The sequence below is a fragment of the Shewanella sp. LZH-2 genome (assembly GCF_016859145.1).
Classification (GTDB): domain Bacteria; phylum Pseudomonadota; class Gammaproteobacteria; order Enterobacterales; family Shewanellaceae; genus Shewanella; species Shewanella xiamenensis.
The window spans coordinates 2,569,550-2,593,852 of record NZ_CP069350.1 but is presented as its reverse complement, the minus strand read 5'-3'; the positions used below and the strand labels follow the sequence as shown (position 1 = coordinate 2,593,852).

The window sequence follows — 24,303 nt, the reverse complement described above, 5'->3', positions numbered from 1 at the left end:
CAAAAAGATGGGAAAGAGTATCATATTGGCCCAGAAAGAATTACACAAAAAACAAGTAAGGCCCTAAAGGCTGCTGGAGCGCACCTACTATGTCATCTCACCATGAAACGTCTGAAAATGTAGTGATTAAACAAGCCGACTTCATTGAAAGTGTGGCGGATGCCCTGCAATACATCTCCTATTACCATCCCAAAGATTTTGTCGATGCCATGAGCGAAGCTTATGAGCGTGAGCAAAGTGCGGCGGCGAAGGATGCGATTGCCCAAATTTTGATTAACTCGCGTATGTCTGCCGAAGGCAAACGTCCATTGTGCCAAGACACGGGTATCGTGACCACCTTCGTTAAGATTGGTATGGGGGTTAAGTGGGACAAAACCGATATGACCGTGCAACAAATGGTCGATGAAGGTGTTCGTCGCGCTTATACCAACCCAGATAATCCACTGCGAGCATCGATTGTGGCCGATCCTGCCGGTAGCCGTAAAAACACTAAAGACAACACCCCATCTGTGGTGCATATCGATATGGTGCCTGGTAACCATGTTGAAGTCGCTATCGCCGCCAAAGGCGGCGGCAGTGAAAACAAAGCCAAGATGGTGATGTTAAACCCATCTGACGATATCGCCGCTTGGGTTGAAAAAACGCTGCCAACGATGGGCGCGGGCTGGTGTCCTCCAGGTATGCTCGGCATCGGTATTGGCGGCACCGCTGAAAAAGCGGCAGTGCTGGCCAAAGAAGCCTTGATGGAAAGCGTGGATATTCACGAATTAATGGCGCGCGGCGCACAAACTACCGAAGAAAAACTGCGTTTAGACATTTTCGAGCGTGCTAACAACTTAGGTATTGGTGCTCAAGGTCTTGGCGGGTTAACCACAGTGTTAGACGTGAAAATCAAATCTGCGCCGACTCATGCAGCATCAAAACCTGTGGTGATGATCCCGAACTGCGCGGCAACGCGCCACGTTCACTTCCATTTAGATGGAACTGGTCCTGCTGATCTTACTCCACCATCGCTGAGCGACTGGCCAGAAATCACCCGTGAAGTGGGCAGCGATGTGCGCCGTGTTAACTTAGACACTGTCACACAAGCGGATATCGAGCAGTGGAAGAGCGGTGAAACCATTCTGTTAAGCGGTAAAATGCTGACCGGACGTGACGCTGCCCATAAGCGTATCCAAAGCCTGATTGAAAGCGGCGAAGGTTTACCAGAAGGCGTCGACTTTACTGGTAAGTTTATCTACTACGTTGGCCCAGTTGACCCCGTCGGTAATGAAGTTGTAGGTCCTGCTGGCCCAACAACCGCGACCCGTATGGATAAGTTCACCGATCTGATGCTAGAAAAAACTGGCCTGATGGGCATGATTGGTAAGGCTGAGCGTGGTCCTGCGACCGTTGAATCTATCAAGAAACACAAAGCTGTTTACCTGATGGCCGTTGGCGGCGCGGCTTACTTAGTGTCAAAAGCCATTAAGAAATCCCGCGTGGTGGCTTTTGCCGATTTAGGTATGGAAGCGATTTACGAGTTCGACGTTGAAGATATGCCTGTGACTGTAGCGGTTGACTCAAACGGCGTGAATGCCCATGAAACGGGGCCAGCGATTTGGAAAGTCAATATCGCTAACGCTAAAGCTAAAGCCTAAGTAAATAGCCTAAACAAATAGCCTTCTTGCAAAAGTGTCGCTTTTTTAAGCGGGATTTGAGCAAGATAGCGAGGCGAGTGGTACTCAATCAGACTATTCTTGATTGACTGACAATTTGTCACAAAAAAATCCGCTCAAGTACGCCTTTTGGCTTGCTTGAGCGTTTTTGTTTCGTTAGTGTGGCAAACTTATCTTCATAGAGACGATTGATGTTCGTTTTGACCGTTCATTCGGTACAACTACCGAATGTGTTTAACAAAAGATGGATATAACAATGAAAATAGCTCCTCTCCTATTGGCGCTTGGCGCGGCAGGTTTGGCCTGCTCTGCCCATGCGGCCGATCCTAAGCCTTTTACTGTGCAACAGCTGGTTAAACTCAACAAATTGCATTCAGCCGTGGTATCTCACGACGGTACAAAACTGGTCTACGGCCTGAAAACCGTTAATGACAAGGGAGAGGCAAGCTCGGATTTATATCTTCTCGATCTGACGCAAGTAGATGCGAAACCGCTGCAGCTCACTTCTGCCGCCGGTACTGAGCACGATGTCAGCTTCGCAAACGATGACAAATCGATTTATTTCCTCGCCAGCCGCAGCGGGTCAAGCCAACTGTTCCAACTGCCATTAACCGGTGGTGAAGCGCAGCAAGTTTCTGATCTGCCATTGGATATTGATGGTTACAAACTCTCTAACGATGGCAAGCAAATCGTGCTTAGTATGCGCGTCTTTCCAGAGTGTAAAGACTTAGCGTGCTCAAAAGACAAATTTAAGGCCGAAGAAGAGCGTAAATCGACGGGCCGTGAATACAAGCAGTTGATGGTACGTCACTGGGATACTTGGGAAGACCATGCCCGTAATCACTTATTTGTTGGCGCCCTCAACGGTGAAAAGCTGACTAAAGTGGTGGATATCACTCAAGGCTTAGACACCGAAACGCCGCCTAAACCATTCTCAGGCATGGAAGAAGTGACTTTCACCCCAGATGGCCAATATGTGGTGTACAGCGCCAAAGCGCCAAGTAAAGATCAAGCTTGGACCACCAATTACGATTTGTGGCAGGTGAGTGTGAATGGTGGCAAAGCCACTAACTTAACCGCCGATAACATCGCTTGGGACGCCCAGCCAACATTCTCAAGCGATGGTCGTTATATGGCGTACCTCGCGATGACTAAACCTGGCTTCGAAGCTGATCGTTATCGCATTATGCTGCGTGATACCAGCACCGGACAGTCGAAGGAAGTCGCACCGCTGTGGGACAGAAGCCCAAGCTCGCTGATGTTTGCACCGGACAATCGTACTCTGTATGTGACGGCGCAGGACATTGGTCAAGTGTCAATTTTTAAAGTGAATACTCAATTTGGTGATGTGCAGTCTGTTTATAGCGACGGCAGCAATAGCCTGATTGCGATCGCCGATGATCAACTGATCTTCGACAGCAAAACCTTAGTTGAGCCGGGCGATCTGTATCGCATCAACACCGACGGCCAAGGCCTGAAACGTCTAACCGAAGTCAACAAAGACAAACTGGCCGAAATTAAATTCGGTGAGTTCCAACAATTTAGCTTTAAGGGTTGGAATAACGAAGATGTTTACGGCTACTGGATCAAACCTGCCAACTACCAAGAAGGCAAAAAGTATCCAATTGCATACCTCGTTCACGGCGGTCCACAAGGTTCATTTGGTAACGGTTTCAGTGGCCGTTGGAACGCCCAGTTATGGGCCGGTGCGGGGTACGGCGTTGTGATGGTGGATTTCCACGGTTCAACCGGTTACGGCCAAGCCTTTACCGATTCTATTAGCCAAGATTGGGGCGGTAAGCCATTAGAAGACTTACAAAAAGGTCTGGCTGCGGTGAGCCAACAACAAAAATGGCTCGATCCACAAAATGCCTGTGCCTTAGGTGGCTCTTACGGCGGCTACATGATGAACTGGATCCAAGGTAACTGGAACGATGGCTTTAAGTGCCTCGTTAACCACGCGGGTCTGTTCGATATGCGCTCCATGTACTATGTGACCGAAGAAGTCTGGTTCCCAGAGCATGAGTTTGGCGGCACTTATCAGGATAACAAAGCGTTATATGAGCAGTTCAACCCCGTTAACTATGTCGAAAACTGGAAAACCCCGATGCTGGTTATCCATGGCGAGAAGGATTTCCGTGTGCCTTATGGTCAAGGATTAGCAGCATTTAGCTTTATGCAGCGTAAGGGGATTCCATCTGAATTGCTGATTTTCCCTGATGAAAACCATTGGATCTTAAAGCCAGAAAACCTAGAACAATGGTACGCGAATGTGTTCCGTTGGATGGACAGCTGGACGAAAAAGTAACCGAGGATGATGGACTTAAATCCACTGTGTACTAAGTCCCATTAACTTGTTGCCAAAGCCAGAACCCTGTTCTGGCTTTTTAATAATCGGATTGTTTGTATCCAGCTAATCACACCCTTGAACGAATGGGGTTAAATACTGGCTACTGTTATCTATCAAGGAATGAAGATGCTGATCAGAGCGGCGAGTACAACAGATATTGAGGCAATAAGCGTATTAATCACGCAGCTTACACAAGTTTATATCGCTCCTACGTGCACAGATGATGGCGCTGAAACCTTAGTTAAAGCCATGTCGGTTGAGTCGGTGGCTCATTATTTTGCCTTAGGTTATCAATATCATGTTGCAATGAATGAGACTGGCGAACTTGTCGGTGTGGTGGGTATCAAGGATAACAGTCATCTTTATCATCTATTTGTGGCGGATATTGCCAAGGGGCAAGGCCTGTCGCGTCAGCTGTGGGAGCATGCTAAAGCTGAGTGTCTGGCCAAGGGGAATCTCGGCACGTTTACCGTGAACTCGGCGGTGAATGCGCTGCCTGTCTATCAGCGCTTTGGCTTTATTGCGCAAGGTGATATTCGTGAGCGCGGTGGGATCCGCGATATTCCAATGCAACTCGTGCTTTGAGCTATAACAACCTTTAACCATAAGACCAAAACATAAAATCAGAAGAAGAGAACCTATGGCGAATGTAAGTTTTTACCCAATCGGGACAGTCGGTGAAAAATGGGGCGATGCCGAAAAGGCCGCATGGTTTGCTAGTACGCAAATTAAGCGTTCTTACCAAGATAATGTTGTCGCGCCACTAAAAGCGATGGAGTCACAACTGGCCGAATTAGGGCTGAATGTGGTGCAATATGGCGCTTTATCGATTGATCCAGCGCGTTATCCCTTGTTTGTGGTTAAATCTGCTACGTTCGATCCGAACAAGAAAACCGTTTTAGTCACAGGGGGCGTACACGGCTACGAAACCAGTGGCGTGCATGGCGCCTTGGCTTTTTTGGCTAACAAGGCGGCTCACTATGCTGAGCGGGTAAACTTAGTGGTGGCAGTGTGTGTAAGCCCTTGGGGTTATGAGACTATTAATCGCTGGAACCCGAAAGCTATCGATCCAAACCGCTCGTTTTATGCTAATAGCCCAGCAGAAGAGTCGGCAGCACTGATGGCACTGGTGGCAAGCGTTCCACAAGGGTTTGATGTGCATGTGGATTTACATGAAACCACCGACTCGGATGAGGATGAATTTCGTCCAGCCTTGGCCGCGCGTGACGGCAAAGACTTTATCCCCGGGACGATTCCTGATGGTTTTTATGCTGTAGGCGATACCGAAAATCCGCAGGATGCGTTCCAAAAGGCGATTATCGATGGCGTTAGCAAAGTGACTCACATCGCGCCTGCGGATGACAAGGGCGAGATTATCGGCTCAACGGTAGTGCAACACGGGGTGATCAATTACCCATTGAAAGCGCTAGGTTTATGCAGCAGTGTGACGGGGTGTATTTATAACACCACCACGGAAGTGTATCCCGACAGCCCATCGGCCACGCCTGCTGAGTGCAATTTAGCTCAAGTTGCGGCGATTACCTGTGCCATCGACTATGTGTTAGCACTGAATTAATTGAGTTTGTTACTTATTTGATATCAAGCTAGCAAGTCAATCGTAACGTTGTGTACTGTGTCATCAATTGATTTTGCTTAAGTTAAAACGATAAAAGCCCTCAAACGAGGGCTTTTGCATTTAACAATTTTTTATTGCTTAGATTTTATATCTATTGAGCACTATTGCTCGGTAAAAGGGCGGCCATAGTAGCTGTCGAGTAGTAGCTGTTTTAGCTCGCTAATTAGCGGATAGCGAGGGTTGGCACCAGTACATTGGTCATCGAAGGCATCCTCGGCAAGCATATCTACTTTGGCGAGGAAGTCGGCTTCGTTAACTCCGGCTTCTTGGATTGACGCAGGAATGCCCAGCGTCTTCTTGAGCTGCTCGATTTTCTCCAGCAATTTTTCAACTTTTTGCGCATCTGAGTTGCCACCTAGGGCTAAATGATCGGCAATGGCCGCGTAACGACACAGGGCTTTTGGTCTGTCGTATTGGCTGAATGCAGCTTGCTTAGTCGGTAAGTCCGTCGCATTAAAGCGGATAACGTTACTGATCAGCAGCGCGTTCGCTAGCCCGTGGGCTAAGTGAAACTCGGCGCCCAGCTTGTGAGCCATAGAGTGGCAGATCCCAAGGAAGGCGTTGGCAAAGGCGATACCGGCTATGGTGGCGCCATTATGCACTTTTTCACGGGCAATGGGGGATGCGGCGCCAAGCTGATAAGCATCAGGCAAATATTTGCACAGCAGGTCAAGAGCTTGCAGGGCTTGACCATCGCTGTACTCGTTCGCCATCACGCTGACATAGGCTTCGAGCGCGTGGGTGATCGCATCGATTCCGCCGAAAGCGGTTAAGGATTTCGGCATATCCATCACCAGATTCGGGTCAACAATCGCCATATTAGGGGTGAGTTGATAGTCGGCAATGGGATATTTTTTGCCGGTTTGTTCATCGGTGACCACGGCAAAAGGTGTGACTTCAGAGCCAGTACCGGAAGTGGTCGGTATCGCCACCATAGTGGCTTTGACGCCCATTTTAGGGAATTTATAGATACGTTTACGGATATCCATAAAACGCAGTGCTAAATCGGCAAAGTCGACATCTGGATGCTCGTACATCACCCAAATAATCTTGGCTGCATCCATGGGCGAACCACCGCCTAAGGCAATAATCACATCGGGTTTAAAGCTATTGGCCACTTTGGCACCTTGGCGCACTGTGGCCAGTGTGGGGTCGGCTTCCACTTCGTAAAACACTTCGGTTTCAAGACCTTGGGCTTTTAAAATCTTTAAGGTTTCGTCGCAATAACCTTGGTTAAACAGGAATCTGTCGGTCACAATGAGGGCGCGCTTTTTATCACTCAATTCTTCAAGCGCAATAGGTAAGCTGCCGCGGCGGAAGTAGATAGACGAAGGAAGCTTGTGCCACAGCATGTTTTCAGCCCTCTTAGCGACGGTTTTTTTATTGATTAAATGGCTTGGGCCGACGTTTTCGGAAATCGAGTTCCCCCCCCAAGAGCCACAACCTAAGGTGAGTGAGGGGGCGAGTTTAAAGTTGTACAGGTCGCCAATTCCGCCTTGTGAGGCTGGAGTGTTGATTAGAATTCGCGCGGTTTTCATTCTAAAACCAAAGGTTTTCACCCGGTCGGTTTGGGTATCTTGGTCGGTATATAAGCCTGATGTGTGGCCAATCCCGCCTAAGGCGACCAAAGCTTCAGCCTTATCGACGGCGTCATTAAAATCGGCTGCGCGGTACATACCAAGTAAAGGAGAGAGTTTTTCGTGGGCAAAGGCTTCGGCCTCTGTAATATCGGTGACTTCACCAATCAAGACCTTAGTGGTGTGGGGGACATCAATGCCCGCCATTTGCGCTATGGTCGCGGCGCTTTGGCCGACGATATCGGCATTTAAGCCGCCATTTTTAAGAATGACTTGTTGCATCGCAGCGGTTTGCGCGGCATTTAAGAGATAACCACCATGGGTGGCAAAGCGCTCTTTAACTTGCTCGTAGATGCTATCGACCACAATCACCGCTTGCTCTGATGCACACACCACACCGTTATCGAAGGTTTTAGACATCAGAATCGAGCTAACCGCACGTTTTATATCGGCGGTTTCATCAATCACAATTGGGGTGTTACCTGCGCCTACGCCAATGGCAGGTTTGCCTGAAGAGTAGGCGGCTTTCACCATACCTGGGCCGCCCGTAGCGAGGATAAGATTCACTTTAGGATGGGTCATCAATTGATTCGAAAGCGCCACACTGGGCTCATCAATCCAGCCGATAATATCCTTGGGCGCGCCTGCAGCAATGGCGGCATCTAACACCAGTTTGGCCGCAGTGGTGGTCGAGACTTTTGCCCTTGGGTGAGGCGAGAAAATAATCGCATTACGGGTTTTAAGACTAATTAATGCTTTGAAAATGGCGGTGGAGGTGGGATTGGTGGTGGGGACAATCCCACAGATAATGCCTACGGGCTCGGCGATAGTGATGGTGCCGAAGGTGGGGTCCTCGGACAAAATTCCGCAGGTTTTTTCATCCTTGTACTTGTTATAAATGTACTCTGAGGCAAAGTGGTTTTTAATCACTTTGTCTTCAATCACCCCCATTCGGGTTTCGGCGGCGGCCATTTTCGCAAGCGATATACGCGCATCGGCAGCGGCGAGGGCGGCGGCGCGGAAAATCGCATCGACTTGGGCTTGACTAAAACTGGCATATTCGGCTTGCGCTTTGGCGACGCGCTCGACCATGAGATCCAGTTCTTGGGCGTTGGTTACTGTCATGATTAAGACTCCTAAAAAGATTTAGGGAATGCACGATTCGCTAACTCTTCTTTATGGTGAAAAATTACACCTAAAGCCTAAGCTAAAGTGTGATCTTACGGTCAATTTAGGGTTTTTATGTAATAAAAATACGTCAGTTGCGATCTTATGTGTCTTTTTTGTCTAAAATAAGCCGAGTACAGTAAACAGATATTACTCAAACTTGTGATTTAACCTCAAAAATCTCATTTTTCAGTCATCTGTGCTTAAGCTACTATACTTGCCCTTAAGTTTAGTTTGATGAAATTGGCGTGACACGCTCAATAAGGATAGTCACTTGGAGTTAACACTTTACGTTAAATTTTTTCTTGGCCTGGTTGCCATTATCAACCCTATTGGTTTGTTGCCAGTGTTTGTGAGCTTAACCAGCCACCAAACTGAAGCCGAGCGTAACCATACGGGTAAAGTGGCTAACTTTGCGGTGGTGGTGATCCTGTTGGTGACCATCGTCGCGGGACAACATATTTTGAATATGTTTAGCATTTCACTTTCGGCTTTCAGGATCGCTGGTGGCACGCTGATCGCGATTATTGCGATGTCGATGTTGCAGGGTAAATTGGGCGAAGTAAAACGTAACCAAGAGGAAGACCGCGAATCTTCGGCCATGGAGTCCGTGGCGGTTGTGCCGTTAGCCTTGCCGTTAATGGCTGGTCCAGGGGCGATTAGCTCGGTGATTGTGTTTGCCGCTGAGCATAATTCATTATCCAATTTTATTGCGATGTTTATTACCGTGATTATTTTTGGTTTGGTGAGTTTTGGCCTGTTTCGAATGGCATCTATTATCTATAAAATTCTTGGTAAAACAGGGATTAACGTGATTACCCGTCTTATGGGATTATTAATGCTCTCGATTGGTATCGAAGTCATTGCCGCTGGGATTAAAGGCTTATTCCCACAACTTTTTAGCTAAAAATCGGAATGCGGGAGGCCATTTCCTCCCGCTGTTGCGGTTGCAGTTTTCATTTGCTTTTATCACACGAAATTTTCTCCCTTGGCCTATTTATTGCCTTATCTCGAAAAGCCGTTGTAGCTCTATATAATTGCAACCGTTTGTTTTTATGATAATTAGTGTTTTCTAAATTAGCGTTATTCTATCGTTATCATTAACATCCTGTGCTATATAATAGGTTAACAATTTAGCCCTAAGTCGATTAAGGATATCCCTATGAAATGGCAATGGATTGGCAACCTCAGCTTAAAGCAAAAATTACTCATGGTTGTATTGCCCCCTTTATTTGCGTGTTTTTTATATGGCGCGCTATTTCTCATCGAAAAGTATGAATATCGTCAAGAGCTGAAAGTCGTCGTGCAGCTAAGCGAATTGGCGGTGACAAACAGTAACTTTGTCCATGAGTTGCAAAAAGAACGGGGCATGAGTGCCGGATTTATAGGCTCAGCGGGCAAGGCATTCGCAGGCAAAATACCCAGTCAAAGGCAATTGACAGATACTCAGCTCAAATATTTCCAATCTTTTATTGAAAACCACAATTTACCCGCAGTGTTTGCGCCGAAACTGCGCGATCTAAATACTCAACTCAGTAAATTAACTTCAATTCGCTCGCAGGTTGATAACCTGTCAATCAGTGTTGCCGATGAAGTAGCCTATTATACGGCGCTCAACCGAGAGCTACTTGCGATTGTTGATGAGACTGCTAAAACGGGTGCTAATCAAGAAATTGCCATCAAAGCGGCTGCATTTAGTGCCTTCCTACAAATGAAAGAACGGGCAGGGATTGAGAGGGCAGTATTAAGTTCGACGTTTGGACAAGCAGGGTTTAAGCCTAAGGTTTACGCAAAGTTTATTACCCTAGTTTCTGAGCAAAATAGCTATTTAGAGCGTTTTATTGCATTGGCAACACCTAATTTGGTTGATGCCATTAACCGCATTCAAAATTCTAATGAAGTCAAAGACGTTGAATCGCTAAGACAAATTGCATTTGACCAAGATAACCAGAAAATTCAACAACAAAATCCAGAAGACTGGTTTGCTAAATCTTCAGCTCGGATTGACAGCTTGCGGGATTTTGAGCAGCAAGTTTCAGCTGATCTTTTGAATATCACCCATGAACGCCTTGCATCGGCTAATCAACAAATGTTTTTTGTGTTGGCGACGTTAAGCTTGGTGCTGATCATTGTACTTTTGCTCAGTTTATCGGTGATCCGATATTTACATACGAGTGTTCATCATCTTTATTCCACGGTTACACAAGCACGAAAACACTACGACCTCAGCGTCCGCTTAAGTCACAGCAGCCAAGATGAGTTTGGCGAACTTGCCTTAGCTTTCAATGACATGATGAGTGATTTTGAAAACGTTATCTTACAAGTTCGCGCCAGTGCTAGCAAACTACAGCAGGCGGTTGAACAAATGGATGTTTGCACCCATGCTATGGAGCAAGATGTGATGGCTGGCCACAGTGAGGCTGAGCAAGTGGCATCGGCGATGACAGAAATGAGTGCAACCGTTGCCGAAATTGCGAGCAATGCAGTACAGGCATCAGAAGCATCAAATTCGGCTAACCAAGAGGCCAAAACCGGTAACCTTGAAGTTGGCAGAACCAGCAAAGCAATTAAAGCACTAGCGGATGATATTAATGGTGCTTCACAGGCCATCAATGAACTCGATAGAGAAATTCACGGTATTGTGGTGGTATTAGATGTAATTAACAGCATTGCAGAACAAACTAATCTGTTAGCACTTAACGCCGCAATTGAGGCCGCCAGAGCTGGTGAGATGGGTAGGGGTTTTGCCGTGGTAGCCGATGAGGTCAGAAGCTTAGCGCAGCGTTCGCAGACATCGACGTCTGACATCAAGAATATGACTGGCAGATTAAAGTCCAGCGCTAATTTAGCGGTAAAAGCCATGGATCGCGGATTAGCACAGGCCAATACCAGCGTCCAAGAAGCGGAGCAAGCAGGTATCGAACTTAAACGTATTGTTGAACAAGTCGATATCATTAACCGCATGAATGAACAAATTGCGACAGCCACCCATGAACAATCCGCAGTGTCTGAAGATGTAAATCGTAATGCGTTAAAGATCAGCGATATTTACTTAAACACTCAACGTATCTCCGATGAGCTAAGGGAATTGACTAAAGCATTGACCTATGACTCCGAACTCATGTCTAAAGAAGTCCATAAATTTACTGTAAAATAGTGCGTTGGTTAATTTTAGCGCCTTGAACGAGGGCGGTTTGTCTAGCAATTGTGCAACCGCCTGAAATCGATTCTTTTTTACTTGACCATACAAAGGCTTTTGCGTACAGTACCGCTCCGTTAACGATGAAAGCTTACACGTTAAGCATTATTCAATTCGATTAACCGTGTTCATTGACACGTAAAAGCTAATGATAACAATCTGGTGAGATGTCCGAGTGGCCGAAGGAGCACGCCTGGAAAGTGTGTATACGGAAACGTATCGAGGGTTCGACTCCCTCTCTCACCGCCAAATTCAAGTTTAAAGACGTCCTAGGGCGTCTTTTTTCTTATCTGTTTTTCATGAAATTCAATAACTTACAATCCTATATTGTTTAATGACATCCTACTGCATCCGAAATCTTTAGTAATGCCAAAAGTAATGCCAAGGAAATTGGGCAAATTTTGGCATTACTTTTGACTTCAAAAAATACCCATTTTTCATGCCGTTTTTTTACTTGATTTTCTCGATTTTATGGCCCAGATTTAACTTGGCAATATCCTGATTTATCTGAATTTATTCAGTGATAAGTAATGCTTGATTTTAGAGTGCGAAATAATGCCAAAATCAAGCATTACTTTGGGGCTTAATTTGAGGGGGTAGAACGGTATGGGAAGGAGTACAAATAAGCTGACTGCAAAAGCGGTGCTCAATGCTAAAGCGGAAGCAAAGCCCTATAGATTGTCAGATGGTGGCAATCTCTATCTCTATGTGCGCACTGCAGGGAAAACGTGGGAATTTAGATACATACGTCCCTCCACCAGCAAACCCACCTATTTTGGTTTAGGCTCATATCCTGACGTATCCTTAGCTGAGGCGCGAGATAAAGCGCTAGAAGCGCGAAAAAACTTGGCCGAAGGCATCGACCCTCAATTACTTAAAGTTGAAAACAAATTAAAAGCAGCAACAGAGAACGCTCAAACTCTCAAGCATATTGCGCAAATGTGGATGGACTCAAAGCAGGGCAGTATTAAAGCTAAAACCATCGAAGGTAATTGGCGCAAGCTTGAGCTGTATGCCTTCCCTAAGCTGGGAAGTATTGCGATTAGTAGACTCACGGCTCCTATAGCCATTGCCGCGCTCAAGCCCCTTGAACAGAAAGGGCATCTTGAAACGGTTAAACGTACCGCTCAGTTACTGAATGAAATCATGAACTATTCGGTTAACTCTGGTTACATTCATGCCAATCCGTTGTCAGGTATTCGAGAAGTTTTTAGAAAAAGCAAAGTGGAGCATCTGAAGGCATTAAAACCAGCAGAGCTAGCTGAATTACTGCAGACCGTCGCAAACGCCAATTTATTGTTAACGACCCGGTGTTTGATTGAATGGCAATTGCACACAATGACCAGGCCAAATGAAGCGGCCGGAGCCCGTTGGGAAGAAATCGATTTTGATGCCAAACTTTGGACTATTCCTGAATCACGCATGAAAATGAATCGTGAGCATATTATCCCGCTTACAGAGCATACCCTCGCGATACTCGAAACTGTTAAGCCGATTAGTGAACACAGCCAATTCGTTTTCCCGTCATCTAAAGATCCTCAAAAGCACACAGATCCTGAAACCATTAACAAAGCATTAGGGCGCATGGGATTAAAGGGAAGAACAACGGGTCATGGTTTACGCTCGCTGGCAAGCACTACCTTAAACGAGCAAGGCTTTGATGGTGATGTTATTGAGGCAGCGTTAGCCCATGTTGATAAAAACCAAATCCGCAGTGCCTATAATCGCACGACCTACCTAGAGCGACGGACCAAGTTAATGGAGTGGTGGAGCAACCATATTGCCACTGCGGCTGTCGGGTCTTTGTCAGTAACAGCGGGTTCAAGAAAATTAGGGGCATGACCTATTAAGGCCGAATAGATATTACCTCCCTGAGTCAAAAGGTTAGAGGACGCGATACACGAATCTAACATGTTAAGTCCGACTCAGGGTTGTTACTCTTACTTCATGACTAACCTAAAGCCAAACCAATGACTATCGAGCAGAGCCAGTATTTGCACCAACTAAGCGCTTTAGCTGCAAGCCATCCGAAGGTGGCGGTATTATGGCTGTATGGTTCGCAGGCGAAAGGAAATGCTAGCGAGCATAGTGATTGGGATTTAGCCGTCGCATTCGATCCCGTAAAGGCGGAGAGTGTGCTTGATACTCGTATTAGAGCTGAATTGCTTGCTATGGATTGGCAAAGGGCATTGGGGCTAGCCGAAGGGAAGCTTTCCGTCGTCGATATCAATCTAGCACCAATCCCTCTGGCCTTTGGTATCATTAATGCTAACAAACTTATCTTTAGTCGAGATGAAGGCCGAAGAATGCAAGAAGAGTCTCGCATAATGTCGCAAATGGAACTCGATTATTCAGCCCCAAGCCACTTTATTATTTTGGATAATGCCTATATCACGTCATTGAGTTTAAGCCTTAGCCAGTACCAAGACGAGTTTGGAGAATTACGTCAATTACTCAGTCAGCGTTCCTTATCTAATCTCGAATATCGAGCAGCAGAGCGAATATTACAGATCTCTATTGAAGCTTGCATTGGCATTGCGAAACATTGGGCTAAAGCACTGGCTGGATATAGTCCGCAGGATGCTTATCAAGCATTTGAGATCCTGTGTCAACGAGGTGCACAACCAGCCGATGAATTAAATGACTGGCGTAAAGTGATAGGCCTGCGTAATGCACTGGTACATGATTATCTGAATATTGACCATGAGATAATCCGCAGTGTGATCTTTCAAGGTTATAGCGATAGATTATTTGTCTTTGCAGAGCGGGGATTGGAATGGTTATCTTTGAAGAATAACTAAAGTCTGATTGGGTTGCACTGGCTCACCTAAAGATTGAATTGATGAGTCTACTAGAGTCAACCTGTTCATTCTAAGAAAACAGCTAATTGCCAAATGTTGCCTTAGATAAAGAAAAGAATTCAGTGATGCATATCGAGGTGGTTCAATAGATCTTGCTAGCTGTTTTTGATTTGTATCCTGTAGTGATCCATTTCAGTTCATGATTTGCATTTAATACTGCCTTGAATTGTCTGACATTTATCAATGGTTGTCGGCGGTTGAGATCTCGAACAGTGGCTCACATTTCTATGCAAATAGTTGATCAGTTTTTGATGCAAATTAACACTTATCGCGCTGGAGTGTGGTAAACATATCCAAGTGTTAGTTACGTTGATATTGAACTGGTAACATTGCGTTGAGGTTAAAAATTACAGTAATTGGAATGAAGAAGGGATGCAAATGAGCAATTTTAACTTTTTAACCGATATAAGCTCTGAATTGGCGCAATTCGGTAAAGGTGCAGAGCTCTATTGTCATGATGATCGGCAGGCGGCGTTGGTGAAACTTAGGTGTTTTACCGAATTCGTTGTTGGGGATATTTACACCAGACTGTCGCTTATTGCCCCTGAAAAAGACGATTTATTTAATCGGTTGCAAAGTTATGAGTTCGCTGATGCTGTGGGTGATAAAGGCATTTTGGCCAAATTGGATGTGTTGCGCCGTAAGGGCAATAAGGCTGCACATTCGTTGAATGGTACAGCTGATGTGTCGATTAATGAAGTGCATTGGCTAATCAAAGAAGCTTATTTGGTGGGGCGCTGGTACGCGCAAGTGATACTGAATCACCCTATTACTCCTCCTGAGTTTGTTGAACCTGTAAAGCCAGTAGATCATACGGCTCGCTTAGAGGCGGAGATAGCACGGCAACGACAGGAAATTAATGCGCGCGAACATGAGCTATTAACTACTGTTACAGAGCATCAATCGGTTTTAGCCGAGTTAACAACAAAAGACGATGCACTTACCAACGTTAAAAAAGAGCTAGCGTTATTACAGATTGAGCTCGAAAAGAAGCAGCAAGCATTATTGGCGGTGGAGCATGAGGTATCAGTAGAGCGTCGTCGTGAAGACTTCAAGACAGCCAGTATGGCGTCTGCTTCCAGCTTTGATCTTGATATGAATTTGACCCGTCGCAACATCGATATTTTTGATTGCTTCGAGGATGTAGTACTTACTGATGGGCAAGTACAGATCGTTAAACAGATAGACACTTTTCTTAAAGACACAAGCCAAAACGTGTTTTTGCTTAACGGCTATGCGGGAACCGGGAAGACCTTTGTGACCAAGGGAATTACTCAGTACCTAGATAGAATCGGACGGCAGTTCGCAATCATGGCGCCGACTGGCAAAGCTGCCAAGGTCATTGGGGATAAAACTGGACAAACCGCCTGTACTATTCATCGGGTGATTTATAACTACGACAACGTTAAAGAATATGCGGTGGATGGGATTGAAGGCTCAGAAACTTACCGCTGTTACGCAGAACTTAAAGTCAACGCTGACACTGCAGAAGCGGTTTACATTATTGATGAAGCATCAATGGTGTCTGACAAATATTCAGATGGTGAATTTTTCCGTTTTGGCTCTGGGTATCTTTTAAGAGATTTGCTGAAGTACATCAATTTTGACCATAACGATCATAACAAGAAGGTGATTTTTATCGGTGATAACGCTCAGTTACCACCAGTAGGCATGAGCACTTCACCAGCGTTAGATGAGCAGTATCTAAGTGAAAAATATCAAGTAACCATATCGTCTGGTTCGTTGACTGAAGTAGTAAGACAAAAAGGTGAAAGTGGTATTTTAACCAATGCGGCCATGTTGCGTGACGGGTTATCCAAGAATATTTTCAATAAGTTGCAATTCGATGTTAATGGCGATGATGTGTGTAAGCTATCGTCAAATGAGTTGCTGCAGACATACTTATCGTCCTGTGCTGGCAAAGTGAGTAAGACCGGTGAAAACATTATTGTAGCTGGCTCAAATCGGCAAGTAGGTGAGTATAATCGGTTGGTGAGAGAGCACTTTTTTAATGGTCAAATGGAAATGGTTAGTGGTGACAAAATCATTTCTGTTGCGAACCATTATCGTTCAGATACCACTATTACTAACGGTGAATTTGGCATGATTAAGGAGGTACTCTCTCCTGCACCTGAAGTTGTCACTGTGTTTATTACTAACAAAGGTGACGACGGCCATATGGTGAAAGTCAGAGTCGAACTGAGTTTTCGCGATGTTGTGCTCGCTTTTCGTAATGATTACGGCGAACCATTTTTCTTTGAAGCCAAAATTATCGAAAACCTGCTGTATAACGATCACCCCTCCTTATCATCGGATGAACATAAAGCGATTTATGTTCATTTTTTGAATCGGCACCCAGAACTGCGGCGTAAAGGTAATGAGAAAAAACTCAGACTTGCATTGATGCAAGACCCTTATTTTAACGCATTTAAAATTAAATTTGGTTATGCGATTACGGCTCATAAAGCACAGGGTAGTGAGTGGAAAAATGTGTTCCTGCAGTGTGATACACACCAAAAAGCCTTAACTAAAGATTACTTCCGTTGGTTATACACCGCTATAACGAGAACTTCTGACATCCTGTATGTAATGAATCCGCCTCAGTTGCGCTTAGGAGATGGAATGAAAATAGCAGGAGCGTATCAACCAAAAGCAGTAAACCTCGACAATTCCGCTCCGCAAGGCGTTGAGGTTGTGCGACCAAGTACCAAAGCTACGAACTCAGTAACCACAGTGAAGTTTGATTTTCAGACTGATATCTCGCAACTTAAAAAGCTATCCCAACTTGTTGAGGAGTGTATTGAAGGTACAGGGATTACAGTAGTAAATGTCCTTCATTATAACTATCAAGATCGTTACATCTTGCAGCGAGGTAATGAGCAGGCTTCGATAAGTTTTAATTACAATCGGAACTGGAAAGTGACTGGCGTACAGAGTATTGCTCAAGATGGATTCGATGTTGAACTCATGGCTTTGCTTGGTCAATTAAAAGGTACTTTGCTTGATGTCCCTGAGTCCTCAAAGGATACTCAGTTCCACTTTTCAGAGCCATTCTTAGAAGAGTTTTATCTAAATGTACTGGGTCAAATCAACAGTGTTGGAGCGGATATAAGCAAAATTGAATCTCGTTCATTTTGTGAAAGATATGCATTTGTTAAAGGCAATGAGTTGGCAGTTATTGAGTTTTGGTACAACAAGTCTAGCCAATTTAAAAAAGCTCAACCTATGCCTCAGCTTAGTAATTCCACAAGGCTCATTGACGAAATAATATGTCAAATAGGTGTGCTTCTATGAATGAGCCAGCTAATCGTACTGTAAATAATTTGAGAAAAAGCGGCGATTTAAAAGGCGCGTGGGACTTTGGCTTTCAAGCACTGGAAAATTCTCCGCAAGATACTTACTTGAAGGGGGCATTATTTTGGGTGTGCTACGAGTACATTAAACAATATCAAGAAAATATTGCTAAACGTGGGGCATCTTCGAAAAATTATCGTCCAAGCAATTATGAATTCGAGCAACTTGAGCGGCTATTGAGCACCGTCATCAGCTTTCAAATCCCGCTAGGCGGTTTAGAGTACAAGATGTTGTTGGTGCAATTTAAGAAAAACCTCGAATGGTTTCCAACGCTGATCCATTTTGTGCTTTTACATCAAACTGCGCTGTTTGATGAAGAGGCTAAAACCCCATTTCAGACTGAAAAAGGGGAAATACCTAGTTTAATGCTTTCATCTGCAAGACAAGTGGCGAGCGCATGCCTTAGTTACCGTGAATTGTGGCGAATCGACATAAAATTAGTAAATGAGTTCATCAACACTACCCGACAGCAGGTTTTAGATACTCAGCATCTGATGTGGCTTGATTACGATCAGGCTAAGTGCTTTATCACTGCAGGAGAATTCGAACAAGCTCGTACCCTTATTCTACCCATTTTACGTAAGAAACAGCAGGAACCATGGGCATGGAGCGTTCTTGCAGAGACTTTCCTTCATGAAAATGTAGATTTAGCGATTAAATTTTTTGCTAAGGGCATCATTTCTGCTCATGAAGTGACATTTAGTTTGCCTCTTCTGCAGGAAGTAGTCCCTTTGATGCTTCAAACGCAGCGTTGGTTAGAGGCTTCGATGTGCTTGAAAACTGCTATTTTGGCCTATCAAAATCACGGTTGGAAAGTGAAACCCGAGTTAAATCAGCTAGCAATGCAGCCTTGGTATGACGCCAGCGTTAACGAAAAATCCCTGAAGGAATATTTAAGAAGCTTGGCTGTCGATGCGCTGGATTATTTGCATGGACCAGTGGATAAAATCGCTGCTGTTATCGAGAGTATTCATAAATCGGGTAAGGGATTTCAGGTGTTTGTGAACAAATCGACCTCTTTATCTGTTCGTATGGGGATTTATAAAGGTAAACGACCACAGGTCGGTGATTATGTTGAACTGTCGATATCAAAAGCCAATGGCGAAAAAGAGGTAGTTATGTGCATACCTTGTCAGTCGTGTCAGATTACAGACGTTTCTCATGTCGAAGGGCAACTCCGCATTGCGCCTAAGGGATTTGGATTCGTGGAGGATTCCTTTGTACCGGCATTTTTGATCGGAGATATTCAAAATGAGTCACAGGTGAGTGCTGTGAGAATTTTGAGTTGGGATAAATCAAAAGCTCGACATAATTGGAAGGCGATTAAGTTAACGCTCATCTAGTAATTCATGCTCGGGAAGTTGCGTTAGCAGTAACGTTTAAATTAAAAACAAGGATGAATCTGTATGCTGGATAGTTTGTTAGTTAACGTAAGTAAGTACGCCGCAAGTCACCAGAATTCACCGATTGAAAATTTTATCACCGAAGCGTTCGCTTGGTTGCTTAAACATGATGATGCTGTACGTAAAGCGTTCAGTGAATTGCTGGCGAAGAAGGCCGTGAATTACGCTCAAGAGATTTCATCGATGTTTCAATCCGTTGATATTGAAACTCAAGTTAATTTTGGCAGTAAGTTCCCGGACTTAATGTGGACGTCAGCTGATAATGACTTCTGCTTGATATTTGAGCATAAAGTATGGTCTGAGTTGCATCACAACCAATTAGATAATTATCGCAACTATGCCAAAGAGCATTTCAATAAGCCTTTTCAGATAGTGTTGATTACAGCTCACTCTGGTCAACACCGGCAGTCTCCTAACATAGCGCTTTGTTGGTATGAGATTGTTGAGCTGCTTGGTTCGGTTAGGGGTGCTGATGAGAAAACAGTATGGCTAAGAACTGAATTTGTACACTTATTGAAAAGTAATGGCCTAGTTAACTCTACCCCGCTAAATCCTTTGGCGATTGCATACTATAACGACGTCAAAAACATCGATAAGCAACTATATGAAATGGTACGCCGATGCGAGCAGTCGGCATGGCCTTTATGCCAATCAACAAACCGTGATGTGCAGTACCGTCATCCGCCAAGGAATAAAACTGCAAGAGGGCGCTATGATGCCTACGGGCGTATCGGCTTGGAATTTTCATACACCGATCCTGATAGCGAAGAAAGCGGTTGGACTCCCGGAGTATTTTGTGGATTTGTGATTGATGGAAATGATCACCAAGTCCATGACCTTCTTATCGACGGGCCTATAGCCGTTTGTATTGTTAGCGTTAATCCAAAATTGCAGCCGCAGCTTAAATCTAACGGGTGTTATGACTTGCTCGTCGGTGAGTTGATGGAAGCTTTACCGAAAGACTGGATATTGAGTGACAGAACTAGGGTGGATAAGAAATTTAATCCATGGCATCCGCTTATTATCTATCGCAGCCTTGCAAGTTTTCTCGGCGATACATCCACTCTTAACCAACAAACGGCTATATATTTTTCAAAGATGTCTGAGATGCAAAATCTGTTAATATCTAGCAAAGCATTTGCAGATTTCTGTATTGAAATGTGCCGCTTAAGTAAGGAGTAACGAAGTGATTACGGAAGACCAAATAGAACAACAATGTCTTGTATTGTTGGTTTGCATCTTGTAGTGATTCATTTCAGTTCATTATTTGCATTTTATACTGCCCCAAATTGTCTAACATTTATCAAGGGTCGACGGTTGGTCGCTCGAACCGTAGCTCACGTTTCTATGCAAATAGTGGATCAATTTGGGTACAAATTAACACGCTTTATGGCTTGAGTGACTGGCGTAAAGTGATAGGCCTTCGTAATGGATTGTTTCATGATTATCTGGATATTAGCCCTGAAATAATCCGCAGTGTGATCTCTCAAGGTTATAGCGATAGATTATTTGTCTTTGCAGAGCAGGGGTTAGAGTGCTTATCACTGAAGAGTGACTAAAATGGGCCTCCTTACCTTTATATGTGCCGTGAAAAACTCTCTTGCCAAGTAGGAGCTTTTCAATATATTTTCGCAAAATTTGTCTTATGCTTGCTCTGCTCTAATGCTTTTGTACATTTTCGCCTATTCACTGAAGTCAATTCATACAGAATGCCTAATACTTGCCATGATCTCCAACTCATCATTATGCTGGGTTCGTCCCAATACCTTTTATAATGTCCATCGGGTAACTCATGGAATTTGTGATGCAATGCTGGTTTTTATTGTTGTCTAATCATGATTTTCCAATGAACAGGTATAGAAATTTGTCTCATTTTTTAGAATTAGAAGTGATTTTTGGTGCTATTCCTGCTATTAGTAGCAGAAATAGCAGTTTATTTGAGTGGAGTACCAATGGACAACATCGTAAATCTATCACTTTTAGACGCAGGGAATAAATTAAAAATTTCTTTATCTGAGATACTCAAATACCTGAGTGAAGATAATAAACCGGTATTGGCTAGTTTTCATCCAAATGTAAATGTTTGGGCTCTTCATAAAATAAGTAAGAACTCCTCAGTTGGTTTTAAGGAGTTTATATCTATTAAAGATGCAAATGGTAAAGATAAAACAGAAGTTTATAAAAATGAAGTTATTTGTGATGTGGAATTGATTAAGGATATTAACTTTTTAAAATTATCAGGGGCCAGTGTTAATGCTATTGCTCGGCATGGACATTTTGAAATAAATACATCAGATGCTATTTTCTGGTTAGATTCAGATGGTGAAATAAATAAAATTAACTGTGTTGGAAAGCGTGAGGATTTTTTGAAATTAGGTAAGTACGAAAAGGTGGTCAAATATTCGCCACAGTATATGATTAATAATTTCGTTAAACTAAATGGTGAAGTTGATTTTGTTTTCACTGATAAAATAGTTAATGTGTGGTTACCTGATAATAGTACTTTAAATAAATTGACAAGCATAAAAGTTGGTGTTGATTCAATATATGTGTTTGAAAGTGATATTCAAGGTTTTATGGTTGATGATGTTGACTTGATTCCTATATCTAGCCCCTATTACGTTGATAAATCTATCCGAAATCAATCTGATCTTGATAAGTTGGCCGTTAAAGGATTTTGTTTATTTGAAATGCAAAATAAATCTGATATTGCAACTATTGAATTGGAATCGTGGATGGAGAAAGAACAGGGTTATCCTGTAAAGAAAGCAAAGACTGCTGCTTTCTGTCTTCGTCCAAAAACAAGGGCAAATAATGATGCTAGTAAAGAAAGTTCACAAATTTGCAAATTTAAGTTTTTAACTGAAGCACTTAGTACATTTTGGCAAGGAGAATTTCCAGAACCTAACGACAAAAAGAAGCTAGATCCAGAACGTGACCATAAATTGATCTCTCAAGTTAATGCTGTGATTTGCGATGTATTCAAATTTTTAGTGAGCAAGCATTTTTCAGAGGAGAATGCCAATTACGCAGAACAAATTTTAAGGCCAAACGTTTACAAGAGTATGAAAAGTGCAGAAACTCTTAGAGAAATTTAAAAATAAATTCGGGAGATAATTATTCTTTAAAATCCTGTGCTTCCGTAGGTTTGGGAGAAAATGGTCTCGATTTTCTCCCTGGAAAACGTTAAAGGCAGGCGCTTATCATTGCAGCTTCTTACACAACAAAGAGGCGCATATGGAACTGATCATCACTAATAATTCAATCATTCGATTGAAGACATTAACCCAGTTAACGGGACTATCACGCTCTACTATCTATGACAAACAAAACCCGCGATCACCGCGATACGATCCGACTTTCCCTAAAAAAGTGACACTTGGGGCCAGAGCCGTTGGTTGGTATTTCGGTGAAGTTGAAGCATGGCTTAAATCAATAAGAGTTCAGTAATGGATTAAAGATTTTTTGTTCACTAATCCCATTACTTATTATCAAAGGAAAACTGATATGTCTGAACGTTTTGAAAATAAAAACTTACCTCTGCGGCGGTATAATAAAAATATATATATTACATTTCCAGTATCTAATGGAGTTTTTCCTCGAATAGGAGAAGGTACTCTGTTAGGTAATACGATACTTGAAACTCATTTAATTACTAAAGCAGCATATCCCTTAATTGCCAGTTCAGCACTTGCTGCTATTTCTACCGCCTTACAGGAGCATATAGATGTTGAACTACCAACAGGGAAGATTTGTCCAATCTCGCTTAACTTATTAACTTGTGCTGATTCAGGTGAGCGAAAATCTACGGTTGAAAATTTATTAATGGCAGGGATTAAAAATTACCAAAAAAAGCGTGAATTATCTTGTAAAGAACAGTTAATTAAGTATGAGATTTTGAGAGAGGTACATGATGCTAAATCCAAGTCGCTTAAAAAAAGATTGCTCAGAAATGCAGGAATCTAGGAACACAGAAAATGAAGTAAGTGAAGTAAATGATCCTTTACAAGAGTTGATCGAGCATGAAGCAAAACAACCACAACGGCCAAAGGCTTTCAGAATTATGTATGAGGATAGTACGATAGCGGCGCTTACGTTTGGACTCAAGAATGACTCACCACATGCGTATCTTGGGTCAAGTGAGGGCGGTGTGCTAATGAATAGTGCCTTAATGTCAAACACACCTGTGCTTAATGCCATTTGGAGTGGAGATGATGTCACTGTTGCAAGAAAAACAACAGATTCTTATACGCTTTCAGGTGTTAGGTTAACTACACATATCATGATCCAGCCTCAAGCATTGAAACGATTTATGGATAAATCACAGGATGTTGTAAGAGGCAATGGTTATCTTTCTCGCTTTTTAGTGTGCTTCCCAATGCCTCTTAGCGGTGGTCGGAAAACCAATGGGATCAGGTATGAGAAAGAATTTATCAATCAATTCAATCAAAGAATAGAAGAATTACTAGAGGGTAAATAAATGGAACGTAAAATAGTAATATTTTCAGATGAAGCGAAAGATTTATGGTTAAATATATCTAACGATATTGAATTTAAAATGGCTCCTGGGGGAATTTACGAGAATGCCAGAGATCATGCTTCAAAACTAGCAGAAATTATTGCTAGAACTGCAGCAAATATTCACTATTTTGAACATAATTTTGACTCTAAAATATCAGTTGAGTCATTAAGAACAGCAATTGACTTGGTGAGCTATTACTCTTTTCACTTTTTAAATAATTTTTGCCCACCACCTATGGAGGTCATTTTGGGGCAAAAGCTAGCTCTATGGTTAAATTCATATCGTGATCGAGGGTATCGGTATATTAAAAAGAATAAGGTCTTACAACTTGGCCCTCCTATGTTAAGGAAAAGCAAGAATTTAAATGATGCGTTGAACGAACTTTTATCGAATAGACTTATTGATGTTTTTGATTATAATACCACGGTTGTTATTGATTTGTATCCTGGAGCTCCTTATGACAGAATTATCTTTGAACGTGATATGAACCTGTTTAATATCAATCAAAATGGTCCTGTGTAGCTTGATTGTTTTCTGCATATAAAATCAGAGTTGGTTTTTATATTGTATAGTTTT

General features: G+C 43.4%; 16 protein-coding genes, 1 tRNA gene and 1 pseudogene. 17 read left to right on the top strand and 1 reads right to left on the bottom strand.

Annotated features, from left to right (window positions below; translation table 11 throughout):
- The first annotated feature begins 89 nt into the window (after positions 1–89).
- From JM642_RS11520 to JM642_RS11505, 4 genes are all read left to right on the top strand, one after another.
- On the top strand, positions 90–1,640 hold the full coding sequence (locus tag JM642_RS11520) for a fumarate hydratase (protein ID WP_203431837.1): 1,551 nt from the start codon (positions 90–92) through the stop codon (positions 1,638–1,640).
- Between the two features lie 274 nt (positions 1,641–1,914).
- Positions 1,915–3,966, top strand: a complete 2,052-nt coding sequence (locus JM642_RS11515; protein ID WP_203431836.1) for a S9 family peptidase — start codon at positions 1,915–1,917, stop codon at positions 3,964–3,966.
- 168 nt (positions 3,967–4,134) lie between these two features.
- Positions 4,135–4,593, top strand: a complete 459-nt coding sequence (locus JM642_RS11510; protein WP_203431835.1) for a GNAT family N-acetyltransferase — start codon at positions 4,135–4,137, stop codon at positions 4,591–4,593.
- A gap of 55 nt (positions 4,594–4,648) precedes the next feature.
- Positions 4,649–5,584 (top strand): M14 family metallocarboxypeptidase, encoded by a 936-nt coding sequence (locus JM642_RS11505; RefSeq protein WP_203431834.1) that lies wholly within the window; start codon positions 4,649–4,651, stop codon positions 5,582–5,584.
- 161 nt (positions 5,585–5,745) lie between these two features.
- On the opposite strand, the gene adhE is transcribed toward JM642_RS11505, so the two are convergent.
- Positions 5,746–8,346 carry a bifunctional acetaldehyde-CoA/alcohol dehydrogenase gene (gene adhE / locus JM642_RS11500; RefSeq protein WP_037425212.1) on the bottom strand — a complete coding sequence of 867 codons (2,601 nt, stop codon included), beginning with the start codon at positions 8,344–8,346 and terminating at the stop codon, positions 5,746–5,748.
- Positions 8,347–8,662: 316 nt separating this feature from the next.
- Here adhE and JM642_RS11495 point away from each other — a divergent pair, with 316 nt between their 5' ends.
- The 13 genes and pseudogenes from JM642_RS11495 to JM642_RS20375 all read left to right on the top strand — a co-directional run bounded on the left by JM642_RS11495 (position 8,663) and on the right by JM642_RS20375 (position 24,249).
- A complete protein-coding gene (locus JM642_RS11495; RefSeq protein ID WP_011072194.1) occupies positions 8,663–9,295 on the top strand; it encodes a YchE family NAAT transporter in 633 nt (210 codons plus the stop codon).
- A 255-nt stretch (positions 9,296–9,550) separates the two neighbouring features.
- Positions 9,551–11,545 (top strand): nitrate- and nitrite sensing domain-containing protein, encoded by a 1,995-nt coding sequence (locus tag JM642_RS11490; protein ID WP_203431833.1) that lies wholly within the window; start codon positions 9,551–9,553, stop codon positions 11,543–11,545.
- A gap of 203 nt (positions 11,546–11,748) precedes the next feature.
- Positions 11,749–11,836: transfer RNA gene (locus JM642_RS11485), tRNA-Ser, on the top strand.
- Between the two features lie 357 nt (positions 11,837–12,193).
- Entirely contained in the window at positions 12,194–13,429 is a 1,236-nt protein-coding gene (locus JM642_RS11480) for a tyrosine-type recombinase/integrase (protein ID WP_076500109.1), read from the top strand.
- A 128-nt stretch (positions 13,430–13,557) separates the two neighbouring features.
- The gene (locus JM642_RS11475) at positions 13,558–14,388 is read left to right on the top strand and encodes a HepT-like ribonuclease domain-containing protein (protein WP_203431832.1); all 831 of its coding nucleotides are present in this window, start codon (positions 13,558–13,560) and stop codon (positions 14,386–14,388) included.
- 438 nt (positions 14,389–14,826) lie between these two features.
- A complete protein-coding gene (locus JM642_RS11470) occupies positions 14,827–17,742 on the top strand; it encodes an AAA family ATPase (protein WP_203431831.1) in 2,916 nt (971 codons plus the stop codon).
- On the top strand, positions 17,739–19,145 hold the full coding sequence (locus JM642_RS11465; protein WP_203431830.1) for a hypothetical protein: 1,407 nt from the start codon (positions 17,739–17,741) through the stop codon (positions 19,143–19,145). The genes JM642_RS11470 and JM642_RS11465 overlap by 4 nt, the downstream gene beginning before the upstream one ends.
- A 63-nt stretch (positions 19,146–19,208) precedes the next feature.
- On the top strand, positions 19,209–20,387 hold the full coding sequence (locus tag JM642_RS11460; protein ID WP_203431829.1) for a PD-(D/E)XK nuclease family protein: 1,179 nt from the start codon (positions 19,209–19,211) through the stop codon (positions 20,385–20,387).
- 38 nt (positions 20,388–20,425) lie between these two features.
- A complete protein-coding gene (locus JM642_RS20515) occupies positions 20,426–20,764 on the top strand; it encodes a HepT-like ribonuclease domain-containing protein (protein WP_343227533.1) in 339 nt (112 codons plus the stop codon).
- Positions 20,765–21,157: 393 nt separating this feature from the next.
- Positions 21,158–22,303: a hypothetical protein gene (locus JM642_RS11450; protein WP_203431828.1), complete on the top strand. Its 1,146-nt coding sequence runs from the start codon at positions 21,158–21,160 to the stop codon at positions 22,301–22,303.
- Positions 22,304–22,442: 139 nt separating this feature from the next.
- Complete coding sequence (locus JM642_RS11445) at positions 22,443–22,655, top strand: AlpA family phage regulatory protein (RefSeq protein ID WP_203431827.1); 213 nt, start codon at positions 22,443–22,445, stop codon at positions 22,653–22,655.
- Positions 22,656–22,712: 57 nt separating this feature from the next.
- Positions 22,713–23,171, top strand: coding sequence for a DUF3987 domain-containing protein (locus JM642_RS20470; RefSeq protein WP_203431826.1), 459 nt, complete (start codon positions 22,713–22,715; stop codon positions 23,169–23,171).
- Positions 23,116–24,249: pseudogene (locus JM642_RS20375) on the top strand (DUF3987 domain-containing protein). The gene JM642_RS20470 and the pseudogene JM642_RS20375 overlap by 56 nt, the downstream one beginning before the upstream one ends.
- The last annotated feature ends 54 nt before the right edge of the window (positions 24,250–24,303 follow it).